This is a genomic window from Olleya sp. 1-3, assembly GCF_002836085.1.
GTDB lineage: Bacteria > Bacteroidota > Bacteroidia > Flavobacteriales > Flavobacteriaceae > Olleya > Olleya namhaensis.
In genome coordinates, this window is the sequence record NZ_PJBW01000005.1 from 1 (window position 1) to 14,754 (window position 14,754).

Sequence of the window (14,754 nt, forward strand, 5' to 3'; positions counted from 1 at the left end):
TATAACTCTCTGAACATTTCCTAATTGCTAAATAACCTGTTATAGTTACGTCGTTTTCGGGGTGCAAATATACAAGCCTTTTTGGTTCCCACAACCCTTTTAGTAATCTTTTTTTAATTTAAAGATAACATCTGTCTTTAATCCTTTGTGCTTAGCGTGTTACAATACTATATTTTTTAATTATTTTTTAATTATTTTTTTAGGATTGAATTACCTCAAGATTACAAATGTTGGCTGTATTGAAATCTGTTTGCTGATTTTCAACGCGTTAGGGATAGAACGGTCTGTTTGAGCTCTTTTTTTTTATATACCTTATAATATTATGACTTTTGATTATTTTAAATACTACACCATATATAAGGTATATGATTTGCAAAAAAAAGCGAGTAGTGATAGCCCGACCCTTTGGGTAACGCCCTATTTGTTTTAATATGGCAGAATTTATTTAGTATTACTTAATACTTGTATTGCCAGTCTATTATTATCCTATTATATTTGTAGCCTAATTTGATATTGATGATAAAAATTACTTTACCTGATGGTAGTGTGAAATCTTTTGAAAAAGATTCTACACCTATGGATGTTGCTAAGAGTATTAGTGAAGGATTGGCTAGAAATATTATTTCGGCAAGTTTTAATGGTACAACGGTTGAAACTTCAACACAGTTGACAACCGACGGGTCTCTTATATTATATTCTTGGAAGAATGATGAAGGAAAGAAAGCGTTCTGGCATAGTTCTGCTCACGTTTTAGCTCAGGCTATCGAGGAGTTGTATCCGAAAAGCAAATTAACCATTGGTCCTGCGATTGATAATGGGTTTTATTATGATGTAGATTTTGGTGATGAAACGATTACTGACAAAGACTTTAAGACTATTGAAAATAAAATGTTAGAGATTGCTAGAGGTAAACATGAGTTTGCTATGCGATCTGTAACTAAAGCTGATGCTTTGTCTTTATATAAAGACAATGAATATAAAACTGAATTAATTGAAAATCTAGAAGATGGGACTATCACTTTTTGTGATCATGCTACTTTTACTGATTTATGTCGTGGTGGACATATCCCAAATACCGGGATTATTAAAGCCGTAAAAATATTATCTGTTGCTGGTGCTTACTGGAGAGGGGATGAAAATAAACCACAATTAACACGTGTGTATGGAACATCTTTCCCTAAACAAAAAGAATTAACTGAATATTTACACCTTTTAGAGGAAGCAAAAAAACGTGATCACAGAAAATTAGGTAAAGAGCTTGAGCTTTTTACATTTTCTCAGAAAGTTGGTGCTGGTTTACCGTTATGGTTACCAAAAGGAGCTGCTTTACGTGAGCGTTTAGAAGATTTTTTAAAGGCTGCACAGAAAAAGGCTGGTTATGAAATGGTTGTTACACCACATATTGGTCAAAAGGAACTTTATGTTACTTCTGGACATTATGAAAAATATGGTGCTGATAGCTTCCAACCAATTACTACACCAAAAGAAGGTGAAGAATTTTTACTAAAACCAATGAATTGCCCACATCACTGTGAGATATACAACAGTATGCAATGGTCTTATAAAGATTTACCAAAACGATTTGCTGAATTTGGTACAGTTTATAGATATGAACAAAGTGGAGAATTACATGGTTTAACAAGAGTTAGAGGTTTTACTCAAGATGATGCTCATATTTTTTGTACTCCGGATCAATTAGACCAAGAGTTTAAAAATGTTATTGATTTAGTATTATATGTATTTGGATCTTTAGGGTTTGAAAACTTTACTGCGCAAGTCTCTTTACGTGATCCAGAAAAGCCAGAAAAATATATTGGAAGTTTAGAAAATTGGGAGAAAGCGGAACAAGCAATTATAAATGCTGCCAAGGATAAAAACTTAAATTATATTATAGAAACTGGCGAAGCTGCTTTTTACGGTCCTAAATTAGACTTTATGGTAAAGGATGCTTTAGGAAGACAATGGCAATTAGGAACTATTCAGGTTGACTATAATTTACCTGAACGTTTTGAATTATCTTATAAAGGTAGTGATAATGAATCGCACAGACCGGTAATGATACACCGTGCTCCTTTTGGAAGTATGGAACGTTTTATAGCCATTTTATTAGAACATACTGGTGGGAATTTTCCACTTTGGTTAATGCCAAATCAAGTTTCTATATTAACTCTTAGTGAGAAATACGAGAAATACGGTCAAAATGTTTTAACTTTGCTAGAAAATCACGAAATTCGCGCACTTGTAGACAACAGAAGCGAGACCATTGGTAAGAAAATTAGAGAGGCTGAAATGAGTAAAACGCCTTATATGATTATCATTGGAGAGCAAGAGGAGGCGGAAAACATGATATCTGTCAGACAACATGGCGGTGAAGATTTAGGCACGATTAGTGTAGATACCTTTGCAGAGATTGTTAAAACAGAGATAAATAAGACAAAAAGACAATTTTAAAATTAAGTTTAACTAAAATATATAAGTCATAGCAATACGTAGAAAAAGATCAAGAGGTCCGGCAAGAATCATTAAGGAAGATCAGCACAGCATTAACGGTAAGATTAGAGCAGAAAAAGTGCGTCTAGTTGGAGAGAATGTTGAAGTAGGAATCTATACCACTAAAGAGGCAAGAGAATTTGCAAGAGAGCAAGAACTTGACTTGGTAGAAATTTCGCCAAAAGCAGTTCCACCTGTATGTAAAATAATGGATTACAAGAAGTTTCTTTATGAACAGAAGAAGCGGGAAAAAGCATTAAAATCCAAGGCTACTAAAGTTGTAATTAAAGAAATTCGGTTTGGACCACAAACAGATGATCATGATTACGAGTTTAAGAAAAAACACGCCGAAAAATTCTTAAAAGAAGGTGCAAAGCTAAAAGCTTTTGTTTTCTTTAAGGGACGATCGATTGTGTTTAAAGAGCAAGGACAAATATTATTATTACGTTTAGCCCAAGATTTGGAAGAAATTGGTAAAGTAGAACAGATGCCAAGACTTGAAGGGAAACGTATGACAATGTTTATTGCTCCAAAGAAGTAGATTTTAAAAGTCTAACTATCTAGATTATCAAGATGCTAAACATGTTTAGCACTAAAAATATTATAAGCGAAATAATTAAAACTAGGAAACAAAATGCCTAAAATGAAAACAAAATCTAGTGCTAAAAAGCGTTTCAAGCTTACAGGTACTGGTAAAATTAAAAGAAAGCACGCTTTTAAGAGTCACATCTTAACAAAGAAGTCTAAAAAGCGTAAGCTTAAGTTAACTCATGACGGTTTAGTACATAAAGCGGATGAGAACAATATTAAAGTAATGCTACGTTTAAAGTAACATTACCTTAATTGGTTACAAATTATTATTTATAAACCCTGGAGTTAGGCCCATACAAAGTGTTATTAATTAACCGCCTACTACAAAATACATTAAAATTATGCCTAGATCAGTAAATTCTGTTGCCAAAAGAGCCAGAAGAAAAAAGGTGCTTAAACAAGCAAAAGGTTACTTTGGACGTCGTAAAAACGTTTGGACAGTAGCAAAAAATGCGGTTGATAAAGCTATGCAATATGCATACAGAGACCGTAGAAATAAAAAGAGAACTTTCCGTGCACTATGGATCACGCGTATTAACGCTGGAGCTAGATTACATGGAATGACTTACTCACAATTTATGGGGAAAGTAAAAGCTAACAATATCGAATTAAACCGTAAGGTTTTAGCTGATTTAGCAATGAACAATCCAGATGCTTTTGAAGCAATTGTGAACAAAGTAAAATAAAAGGCATTTTGCCAATTGTATAACAATACTTCGCTTATAACATAGAAAATCCGATTCTTAATTGAATCGGATTTTTTTATGCCTTTTAATTATAACTTAACTTTAATAATTGTCTTTTACCAATCATAATCTTTAATTTTACAACAAAATAGAATGCTATCTTATGATTTTAAACCAAGTAAAATTAATCGTATCTGACTTAGATGGTACTTTATTAAACTCAAACCACGAAGTCAGTGCTGAGTTTTTTGAATTGTACAAAGTATTAAAAGAAAAAAACATACTTTTTGTTGCTGCTAGTGGACGTCCATACTATAGTATGATTGACAAATTGGCAACTATAAAAGATGGTATTATTATAGTCTCTGAGAATGGTGGATTAGCGGTAGAAAATAATAAGTTGATACTTTCGAATACATTTAATCCAAATAACTTAAATAGTATTGCCAAGTTGGTAACGACATTACATGATGCACATCCAGTGTTTTGCACAAAAGACAAAGCGTATGTTATTAGTAAATCTAAAAAACTGATGTCGCTTTTAAGTGAATACTACTCCAATTACGACGTAATAGATAGCTTAGATGATATTAAGGAACCTGTTTATAAAATAGCATTGTATCATGAGGAAAGCTCTGAAAAACACATTTATCCAGCTGTAAAGCATCTTGAAAGTGATTTTAAAGTAAAAGTATCTGCAAATCATTGGGTGGATATTTCGGAAAACATCGCTAATAAAGGCTATGCTATAAAGCATATACAAGAACTTTATAATATAAGTGAAGCAGAAACTATGGTTTTTGGCGATTATAATAATGATATAGAAATGCTGAAATTAGCGCATTTTAGCTATGCAATGGAAAATGCGCATCCTAATGTAAAAAGTATTGCTAATTATAGCACTAAAACTAATGATGACAATGGTGTAGAACACATTATCAAACAATTAATAGCTAGTCTAAAATAAACTTACCTATTGATAGAAAACAGCTTCACCTCCTGCTCTTTTCCTTTTAGAGCTATATTTCCTATAGATTCCAACTTATACTTATGCAATTTTAATTTTTGCAGCAGTATTTCTGAAATAAGTAAAGTTTGACTGTAGGTATTACATTCTCCTTGTATTCTTGCTGATGTATTTATAACATCACCATGATATGCAATCTCCTTTTTAATTGAACCGACTTCTGTTACAATTAACTTTCCGCCATGCAATCCTGCTTTAAATTTAGGGAGTAAACCGAATTTTTTGATGTAAGATTTTTGCTTTTTAAGCAATCTATCTTGAAATTTATAGAATAACTCAACACAGTTATTATCTTTTATTCCTTTATCAAAAGACCAACTAATTACTGCCTCGTCTCCAACATATTGATATATCTCTGCGTCAAAATAAGGCAGTACATGATTTAGATCGTAAAAACACTCTTGAATTAACTCACTGTACTTAAAATGCCCTAATTGTTCTGCAATAGTTGTTGACGCTTGAAGATCTAGAAACATAAAAATGCGCCTTTCCTCTCTTGGTTTTTTATATTTACCGATAAGTTGATTGAAAAACACACCTCTTCCAAAGTTTTCTTTTGCTAATTTAAAGAAAGAAAATATTAATGAACAGATTACAAAATAACCAACCACTAACCAAAACACCTTATTTTCTATCCACCATCCTGACTCGTTAGGTAGATTTCTATCAATCTGAACTTCTATTAAGTGAACAATAAAGTTTGTTGACAACACCAACATTAGTAGATAAATAAATGACTTCTGCAATAAAACTAAACCTGTAGCTAGTTTGTCTAAATGTAATTTTTGAAAGAGAAGCTCTACAATTGCATATACAAACCCCACTACAATTCCTGCATAGATACCAAACTCTAACCAATAAATGAACGGTACAACATCCACATCTAATTCTTGAAGTCCTTTTCCTGTTTGAAATGCCTTTCCTCCTTCTGTGCCCACTTGGTAATAGCGTACTGTAATAAAGAGACAAAAGGAAAACGACCAAAATATAATGGTTGCAATTAATAGCCTTACAAATGGAAATACAATGTTTTTCAAATTGTAGAGTGGATTATTCAGAAATCTCTTCTAAAGCTAATTGAAACTCTGACCAACTTATTAAACCATCGCCATCTTTATCATATCCTTCAATAAGTTTTGATGATACTATACCTCGAATAAATCCACTAATTTCTGCTTCTTGTAATAAGTTTTTAATTTCGGACTTAGATAATTGTTTGTCACCATCGTTATCAAAAAACGAAAAAGCTTTTTGAGGAGAATCAAAATGATTAGTAATTAAAATTTCTATTTTTTTTAGGATTTGATCTTTTGTTGACATAATACTTTTAGATTGAATGAATACTGATTTATAATTTAAACCTAACGATTGTCCTGATGCGTTAAGGATGGAAAGGTTTGTTTGAGCACCTCGCAGAGTGCGAGCCTTGAGAGCCTGACCCTTGTGGTAACGCCCAAATATTAAGTTTTCTGTTTTTTCTTTTTTGCTGCAGGGAATAACACATTATTAAGTATTAATCTGTAACCTGGAGATGTTGGATGCAATTCCAATTCGGTTTTAGGATCACCAACTTGGTGTGTATAGTCTTCTGGGTCGTGACCACCATAAAATGTAAAAAAGCCTTTTCCTTTTATACCATGAATGTATTTAGCCTCTCCATTTGTTTTATTTTCTCCCATGACTAATACGTTTGACTTTATTTGGTCTCTAGTAAACGAGGTTGTTTGTCCCATAAACCCTTTAACTAATGCCGTATGATTTTGACATAACATACTAGGAATTGGATCCCATTTAGCAGAGAAATCCATTAACGAAAAATAGTCCGTTTGTTTAGGTATTTTACGTTTCATGGTCATATCAATACTTGAAAACTCATAGACTAGGGCACTACGCTCTAATGTATAATCTTTAAAAGCGAACGTTTTAGAGAAGTCTAATTTGGATTGGTAGTTAGCGTCACTGGCATCTCCATCAAACATGGGCTCGCATATGTCTATTCCTGCTGCGGATAATGCGATATCAAAACTTTCGGTTGCACTGCACATGGCAAACATAAACCCTCCACCAACAACATAATCTCTAATTTTTAGTGCTACGTCACGTTTTTCTTCTGATACTTTAGAATATCCAAGTTTAGTGGCTAAAGCTTCTGCTTCCTTTTTTTCTTGGATGTACCAAGCTGCTTGACGGTATCTAGCATAAAACTTACCAAACTGTCCTGTAAAATCTTCGTGGTGTAAATGCAACCAATCGTATAATAATAATTCGTCTTTTAAAACGCCTTCGTCATAGATTGTTTCGTATGGAATTTCGGCATAACTTAATACCATAGTAACTGCATCATCCCAAGGTAATTTTCCTTGTGGTGTATAGACTGCAATTTTTGGTGCTTTTTCTAAGACTACTGCTTCCATGTTTTTACTTGGACTAGCAATATCTTCTAGAATTTGTTGTGTTTTAGAATCTGATATAATCTCAAAACTGACACCTCTAATTTGGCATTCTCGCTGAATTTCTGCACTATCTGGCAACAAAAAAGCACCACCTCTATAGTTAAGTAGCCACTTAACTTTTACATTTTTTTCTAGCGTCCAATAAGTAATACCATAAGCTTTTAAATGATTTTTCTGAGTATCCGCATCCATAGGAATAAGGATGTACGACGCAAACAATTGGTTTGCAAATAGAAACAGAAATAGAAATATTGCTATTTTTTTCATTTAAAAAGATGGTTTTATAAATTGAAAGATACTTAAAAAACCGACTTCAAAAAAAGAGATTAGTATTAAATTAACTAGGAGACCCAGAAAGCAGATCTGAGATGATCTTTGTTCTTGGAAATTGCTCTAAAATAATTTTTAAAAACACTGTAATTGGTATTGCCATAATTAACCCAGGAATACCCCAAATAAAGCCCCAAAACATTAACATAACCAAGACTGCTATAATGTTTATAGAAAAAGATTTACCCATAAATACAGGCTCTAAAATACTTCCATATAATACTTGTGTACCTGCAATTGATAGCACAAAAAACAGAAGTTTACTAGACGTTTCTAACTCCACAAATGCAAAAAGAGACAATAGTATTACTGTTATAAAAGAACCTACCATTTGAACAAAATTAATTAAGAATGCGAATAAACCCCAAAAGATAGGGAAACTAACATCAAAAAAGTAACATGCTAACCCTGTAAAAACACCTGTCAGGAAGCTTACTAAAAACTTAACTTTAATGAATTTAATTAAGTCCTTTTCTATCTTCATAAAGGTTTTGATAGAGGTATGTTTCTTTTTTAGAATGGTCTTATTAATTAACTGCTCTACATTTATAGATTCCGCCAACCAAAGCACAACAAAGAACGTCGTCATTAATAACGCTGTCAAAAATTTAGTAATAAAACTAATGGTTGGTGATAGATTACTTAATAGTGCGTCCTTATTTAAAAGTCTAGTTAATGATCTACTACCTTCTACTTTGTCCACTCCAAAGAAAGCTTCTGTATTATCAATTAAAAGATTGATTTTGTCTTCTGCCTTATGAAAAAATTGAGAATCTGAAGCGATAATTTCTTTACTTGATAATTTAACTAGCTCAACTCCTAACTTAACACCTAATGCAATCACTAAAAGCACTATTAAAACACTAATTGCTTTTGGAAGCTTACGCTTGCGTAAAAAACGCATCAATGGTAAAAATAGTAATGCTATAAACATTGAAAATACCAATGGTACAAATATAAAAGACAACACTTTTAATAGATAAAATATAATTGGTATTACAATTATTAAAAGTAGGTAATTAGTAGTTTTGATTTTATCCATCAAAGTAATAGTTAATTTATATTAAAAAGGTACATCATTATCTTCTTCCGGTGCACCAAAAGCATCATTAGCAGAAGGGAAATTATCTGGAGCAAATGTATTGTCATTTGCGGCAGCATTCATTTTACTATGAAACTCTTGACCAAAAGGTGTATCAAAATCATCCAAGTTATCAAACTTACCTAAATGTCCGATAAATTTAAGTCTAATACTTTCTAAACCACCATTACGGTGTTTTGCTACAATAAACTCACCTTGACCTTCTGTAGGAGAACGCTCTTCATCATCCCACTCGTCAATTTTATAATATTCCGGTCTGTAAATAAAACTTACAATATCGGCATCTTGCTCAATTGCCCCAGATTCACGTAAATCGGATAGTAAAGGACGTTTACTTCCTCCACGTGTTTCCACAGCACGTGATAATTGTGAAAGTGCAATTACAGGTAAACTTAATTCTTTAGCTAATGCTTTTAAGTTACGCGAAATAGTTGATATTTCTTGTTCACGGTTACCACCTGAACCAGCAGCTGTCATTAACTGTAAATAATCAATCATGATCATTCTAATACCATGTTGTGAAGCTAGACGACGCGCTTTTGCACGTAAATCGAAAATAGAAAGCGAAGGTGTGTCATCAATAAATAGTGGTGCCTTCTCCAAAGCTTTTACTTTTACGTTAAGCTGTTCCCACTCGTGTTTCTCTAATTTTCCTGTTCTTAGTTTTTCTGAAGACAATCCAGTTTCACTAGAAATTAAACGTGTAATTAATTGCACAGATGCCATCTCTAGAGAGAAAAAGGCAACTGGTATATTTGAATTTACGGCAACATTTCTTGCCATTGTCAAAGTAAAGGCCGTTTTACCCATACCTGGACGTGCTGCGATAATAATTAAATCACTTTCTTGCCATCCAGAAGTAAGTTTATCTAGTTTATTAAAACCAGAAGGCACTCCACTCATCCCCTCTTTTTTAGAGATTTCTTCAATTTTCTTTTTGGCTTGTATTACAAGATCTTGTGCTGTTTCACTTGATTTTTTAATGTTTCCTTGCGTTACTTCGTAAAGTCGAGATTCTGCTTTATCTAATAAATCAAAAACATCCTGCGTCTCGTCATAAGCTTCTTCAATAATCTCTGAAGAAATCTTAATTAAACTACGCTGAATAAATTTCTGTAAAATAATTCGTGCATGAAACTCAATATGGGCAGAAGACGATACTTTTTGCGTTAAGGAAATCAAGTAAAAATCTCCACCTGCTAAATCTAATTTCGAATTTGTCTTTAATTGCGTCGAAACTGTTAATAAGTCAATTGGTTGACTTTCCTGGAACAACATAAAGATAGCTTCGAAGATGTGTTGATGTGCTTCTTTATAGAAGGCATCAGCACTTAAAATATCAATTACTTCATCCACACCCTTTTTATCAATCATCATAGCACCAAGTACTACCTCCTCTAAATCTAAAGCTTGAGGTGGAATCTTCCCCTTTTCAAGGTTAATTATGGTGCTTCTATCAACTTGATAGCCTTTTACTTGATTGGGTTGCTTCATTGATTTGTTCTAATTTTAAGTTAAAAAACTTAATGATTTTTTGGTTAAATATTGATTAATAAGTAGTTCAAAACCACCTAATTTAAGACTTAGCGAAAGTAAATAAATTGTTAAGAACAATTGAATTACAAAGTTACTCAATCTTAACAGGTCATCAACATTTATAGTGTTAATAAGTCTGATTTTTTGTTAATAAGCATAAAAAAAACCTGAAGCCTAAACTTCAGATTTATGTTAGCAAATGGTTTTATAAGGTTTAACCCTTAAAAACTCCCATGTCACAATATTTTTCGATACGCTTATTTACTAAATCCTTTGGTGATAAGTTTTTAAACTCATCATAAGCAGAAACGATTGCTTCAGATACCGTTTTGAAAGTTGTTTCTCTATCAGAATGAGCACCTCCCAGAGGTTCTTTAATGATTTCGTCAACAATTTTCATTTTTTTCATATCTGTAGGCGTTAACTTTAACGCTTCAGCAGCTAACTCTTTATATTCCCAACTTCTCCATAATATAGAAGAACAAGATTCTGGCGAAATAACAGAATACCATGTGTTTTCTAACATCATGATCTTATCTCCTACTCCAATACCTAAAGCACCTCCTGAAGCACCTTCACCAATTACTATGGTAATAATAGGCACTTTTAAACGTGTCATTTCTAAAATGTTTCTGGCAATAGCTTCACCTTGTCCACGTTCTTCAGCTTCTAAACCAGGATAAGCACCTGGCGTATCTAATAAAGTTACAACTGGAATTCCGAATTTCTCAGCAGATTTCATTAGTCGTAATGCTTTACGATACCCTTCAGGGTTAGCCATACCAAAATTACGGTATTGTCTAGTTTTGGTATTGTACCCTTTTTGTTGACCAATAAACATAAAGCTTTGATCTCCAATTTTACCCAAACCACCAATCATAGCCTTGTCATCCTTAAAACTTCTGTCTCCGTGAAGCTCTAAAAAAGACTCTCCACAAAGCGATTTAATATAATCTAAGGTATAAGGTCTATCTGGGTGACGTGACATTTGTACACGTTGCCATGGGGTTAGGTTTTTGTATATTTCTTTTTTTGTTGCTACAAGCTTTTTTTCAATTTGCTTGCAAGTCTGTGTCACATCTACATCACTCTCTTCTCCAATAATTTGACACTTTCCTAGTTGCTCTTCTAGTTCTTTAATCGGTAATTCAAATTCTAAATATTCCATAGGGAATGATAGTTTTGTTTATTTGTTAGCTAGCAAAATTACATATTTTTTATTTCAAATTTTAAGAATTTGATTAAAATACATGCTTTTTTACGTTAAATTTTGATAATCAATTAGTTTCTTTAATCTTGTTTTTTTTGAAGTTCTTCCAGTTTTTAAGAATACCATTACTTAAAACAACACCTAGAATAATAAAAGCACCTATATAAAACGAAGACGACATTGTCTCTGACTCTGGAAATAAAATTAAGGCTAAACCAATTCCATAAATAGGTTCTAAATTATAAGTCAATACAACTGTATATGGACTAATAAAGCGCATAACATGTACGGATGCAATAAATGCATATGCTGTGCATACTGAAGCTAAAACAAATAACCAAAACCAATCTGATAATGAAACATTAAAATGATTTGCATTAAATCCATCCCCAAACATTGCGATATATAATGTGATAAAAAATACACCACTAATAAACTCATAAAAAGAGATTTTGGTCGCTGAATGCTCTTCCAAGAATTTACCATTTAGCACCGCAAATAATGATGACAAAAAAGCTGAAATAACACCTAAAATCATACCTTCAATATATCTGAATTCGCTTCTAACAATTAGATAAATACCTAGAACCACAATAAGACCAAAAACAATCTCGTAGGTAATAATTTTTCGTTTATAAATAATGGGCTCTATGAATGATGCAAAAAAAGCACCTGTAGAAAACATGGCTAACGCTATAGATGCATTAGATACTTGAATAGAACCAAAAAATGTAATCCAATGCAAGGCTATTATAATTCCGGCAATAGCTAATTTAAAAAACGCTTTTCTGTTAATAGAAATATTAATCTTAGCTATTTTGATATAGACAAACATCAAAACGGTAGCTATAAGCATCCTATACCAAACTAAACTTACCGCATTTAAGGTTATTAACTTTCCAATAATAGCGGTAAAGCCAGCAATAAATACTAGTAAATGTAAGTGTAAATAATTTTTAAGCTTATCGTTTTGCATTTCGCAGTAATATTATGGCTAGAATTCCGAAAATAATATTTGGAAACCATACTGCTAGTAATGGCGAAAAATTTGATTGAGACGCTAGTGTACCGAAAATTTTATCGAAAAAGACAAATATCATAGCTATACAGATACCAAACGCTAAATTAACTCCCATACCTCCTCTTCGTTTTCTTGAAGATACAGCTACAGCAATAATAGTTAGGATAAAGACTGATACTGGTAAGCTCCATTTTTGATATTTAGCTAATTTGTACCTCCCTATAAATTTTGATCCACGCTTTTCTTCTCTATCAATAAAATTAACAAGCTCATTATAACGTAGTGTTTCTGCAATATAATCTTCTGGTGTTAAATCTTCTAAATCGAAGCTAAAGAGTGTGTCTTTTTTTCTTTTTAACTCCAACTTATCCGAACTTTCTCCGATAGTTCTTTTTACATAATTACGCAATACAAATACAGAATCCTTTTCTATATATCTAATATTAGAAGCACTTATTTTATACTCCATTTTGCTATTTTCAAAATGCTCTAAAGTAAAATTAATGCCTGTTTTATTTTTAGTATCAAAGCTAGTAACATAAATAATATCATTGTCATTAATTTGCTTTAGAACATTGGTACTATTAGTTGTTTTCTTGCCAGAGAGGTATTTATACTTAAAATTATTAAATCCTTTACTAGCATTTGGTGCCAAATACAAACCTAAAACTATAGAGATAATAGCAACAATGACTGCGCCAATTAAATAAGGCCTTAAAAATCGTGAAAAAGAAACACCTGAACTTAAAAAAGCAACAATTTCTGTATTATTAGCTAATTTTGAGGTAAACCAAATAACCGATAAAAATAAAAATAGAGGAAATAGTAAATGGGCAAAATATATGGTAAAGTCTAACAGGTACTGCATGACTTCGCCGAAAGGCACATTGTTTTCTAATATTTTTCCAATTTTCTCAGCCAAATGTACTGTTATACCAATAGGTATAAACAACAATAGCATAACTGCAAAAGTTAGTAAATAACGTTTTAATATGTACCAATCTAATATTTTCACTTACAGACGATTATTCATTTGTTTAACCATTTTATCTTTCCATGCTTTAAAGTCTCCTGCAATAATATGCTTTCTAGCTTCTCTAGTTAGCCATAAATAAAACCCTAAATTATGGATGGTTGCTATTTGTTTTCCTAATAACTCATTCACGTTAAACAAGTGACGTAAATATGCTTTACTGTATTCTGTATCTACAAATGTAATTCCCATTTCATCTATTGGCGAAAAATCTTCACGCCATTTTAGATTTTTAATATTTATTGATCCGTACGCTGTAAATAACATCCCATTTCTGGCATTACGTGTTGGCATAACACAATCAAACATATCAACTCCTAGAGCAATATTCTCTAATATATTTATAGGCGTTCCAACTCCCATTAAATAACGTGGTTTATCCCAAGGTAGTATATCTGTAACAACCTCTGTCATCGCATACATTTCTTCAGCTGGCTCTCCCACAGATAATCCTCCAATTGCATTACCTTCTGCTCCAACACCTGCTATATACTCTGCAGATTGTTTACGCAAATCCTTATAAGTGCTTCCTTGTACAATTGGGAAAAACGATTGTGAATAATCGTATTTTAACGGTGTTTTTTCTAAATGTGTAATACAACGCTCTAACCAACGATGCGTCATATGCATAGATCGTCTTGCGTAATTATAATCACATGGATAAGGTGTGCATTCGTCAAACGCCATAATAATGTCAGCTCCAATACTACGTTGGATTTCCATAACATTTTCAGGAGTAAACATATGGTAGCTTCCGTCAATATGAGACTTAAACTTAACACCTTCCTCTTTTATTTTATTATTTCCTGATAAAGAGTACACTTGATACCCACCAGAATCTGTCAAGATATTTCTATCCCAATTCATAAATTTATGCAAACCACCCGCTTTTTCTAAAACATCAATTTGAGGTTTCAAATACAAGTGATAAGTATTTCCTAAAATAATATCAGGATTTATATCATCTTTTAATTCTCTTTGGTGCACACCTTTTACAGAACCAACAGTACCTACAGGCATAAAAATAGGTGTTTCTATTACACCATGATCCGTAGTCATTACTCCTGCTCTTGCGTTACTTTGTGTGTCTTTTGCTTTTAAATCGAAAGTCATTATATCTCTTAAATCTTCAGCTAACAAATATATATAAGAAAAACACAAAGGGTCCTAAATAGTTGCTAAAATTGTTTGTGAAAACTCTAATTAACCGTAATTGTTAAGAAATCGGTACATTTCGTTAATAAGTGTCATCAATAATCTTGGTAAAGGCATATT

14 protein-coding genes are annotated in these 14,754 nt (G+C 32.4%); 5 read left to right on the plus strand and 9 right to left on the minus strand.

The annotated features are described in order from the left end of the window. The first annotated feature begins 516 nt into the window (after window positions 1-516). From thrS to CXF54_RS06350, 5 genes are all read left to right on the plus strand, one after another. Window positions 517-2,451: a threonine--tRNA ligase gene (gene thrS / locus CXF54_RS06330; protein WP_101202895.1), complete on the plus strand. Its 1,935-nt coding sequence runs from the start codon at window positions 517-519 to the stop codon at window positions 2,449-2,451. A gap of 70 nt (window positions 2,452-2,521) precedes the next feature. Then, window positions 2,522-3,031, plus strand: coding sequence for a translation initiation factor IF-3 (infC, locus tag CXF54_RS06335; protein ID WP_262497387.1), 510 nt, complete (start codon window positions 2,522-2,524; stop codon window positions 3,029-3,031). A 93-nt stretch (window positions 3,032-3,124) separates the two neighbouring features. After that, complete coding sequence (rpmI, locus tag CXF54_RS06340) at window positions 3,125-3,322, plus strand: 50S ribosomal protein L35 (RefSeq protein ID WP_055435293.1); 198 nt, start codon at window positions 3,125-3,127, stop codon at window positions 3,320-3,322. A 100-nt stretch (window positions 3,323-3,422) separates the two neighbouring features. Further along, on the plus strand, window positions 3,423-3,767 hold the full coding sequence (rplT, locus tag CXF54_RS06345) for a 50S ribosomal protein L20 (protein WP_090839493.1): 345 nt from the start codon (window positions 3,423-3,425) through the stop codon (window positions 3,765-3,767). Window positions 3,768-3,930: 163 nt separating this feature from the next. Beyond that, on the plus strand, window positions 3,931-4,734 hold the full coding sequence (locus tag CXF54_RS06350) for an HAD family hydrolase (protein WP_101202897.1): 804 nt from the start codon (window positions 3,931-3,933) through the stop codon (window positions 4,732-4,734). Between the two features lie 2 nt (window positions 4,735-4,736). On the opposite strand, the gene CXF54_RS06355 is transcribed toward CXF54_RS06350, so the two are convergent. The 9 genes from CXF54_RS06355 to tgt all read right to left on the minus strand — a co-directional run bounded on the left by CXF54_RS06355 (window position 4,737) and on the right by tgt (window position 14,592). Next, on the minus strand, window positions 4,737-5,831 hold the full coding sequence (locus tag CXF54_RS06355) for an adenylate/guanylate cyclase domain-containing protein (RefSeq protein ID WP_101202898.1): 1,095 nt from the start codon (window positions 5,829-5,831) through the stop codon (window positions 4,737-4,739). 13 nt (window positions 5,832-5,844) lie between these two features. Then, window positions 5,845-6,114, minus strand: coding sequence for an EF-hand domain-containing protein (locus CXF54_RS06360; RefSeq protein ID WP_090839487.1), 270 nt, complete (start codon window positions 6,112-6,114; stop codon window positions 5,845-5,847). Between the two features lie 140 nt (window positions 6,115-6,254). Then, on the minus strand, window positions 6,255-7,439 hold the full coding sequence (locus tag CXF54_RS06365) for an asparagine synthetase B (protein ID WP_090839483.1): 1,185 nt from the start codon (window positions 7,437-7,439) through the stop codon (window positions 6,255-6,257). Between the two features lie 145 nt (window positions 7,440-7,584). After that, a complete protein-coding gene (locus CXF54_RS06370; protein WP_090839481.1) occupies window positions 7,585-8,619 on the minus strand; it encodes an AI-2E family transporter in 1,035 nt (344 codons plus the stop codon). A 21-nt stretch (window positions 8,620-8,640) separates the two neighbouring features. Further along, complete coding sequence (gene dnaB, locus CXF54_RS06375) at window positions 8,641-10,173, minus strand: replicative DNA helicase (RefSeq protein ID WP_090839479.1); 1,533 nt, start codon at window positions 10,171-10,173, stop codon at window positions 8,641-8,643. 256 nt (window positions 10,174-10,429) lie between these two features. Further along, the gene (locus tag CXF54_RS06380; protein ID WP_090839478.1) at window positions 10,430-11,383 is read right to left on the minus strand and encodes an acetyl-CoA carboxylase carboxyltransferase subunit alpha; all 954 of its coding nucleotides are present in this window, start codon (window positions 11,381-11,383) and stop codon (window positions 10,430-10,432) included. Window positions 11,384-11,492: 109 nt separating this feature from the next. Continuing rightward, the gene (locus tag CXF54_RS06385; protein ID WP_101202899.1) at window positions 11,493-12,401 is read right to left on the minus strand and encodes a DMT family transporter; all 909 of its coding nucleotides are present in this window, start codon (window positions 12,399-12,401) and stop codon (window positions 11,493-11,495) included. Next, window positions 12,388-13,461 carry an LptF/LptG family permease gene (locus CXF54_RS06390; RefSeq protein ID WP_101202900.1) on the minus strand — a complete coding sequence of 358 codons (1,074 nt, stop codon included), beginning with the start codon at window positions 13,459-13,461 and terminating at the stop codon, window positions 12,388-12,390. Before CXF54_RS06390 ends, CXF54_RS06385 begins: the two co-directional genes overlap by 14 nt. After that, the gene (tgt, locus tag CXF54_RS06395; protein WP_101203104.1) at window positions 13,462-14,592 is read right to left on the minus strand and encodes a tRNA guanosine(34) transglycosylase Tgt; all 1,131 of its coding nucleotides are present in this window, start codon (window positions 14,590-14,592) and stop codon (window positions 13,462-13,464) included. Window positions 14,593-14,754 lie beyond the last annotated feature (162 nt).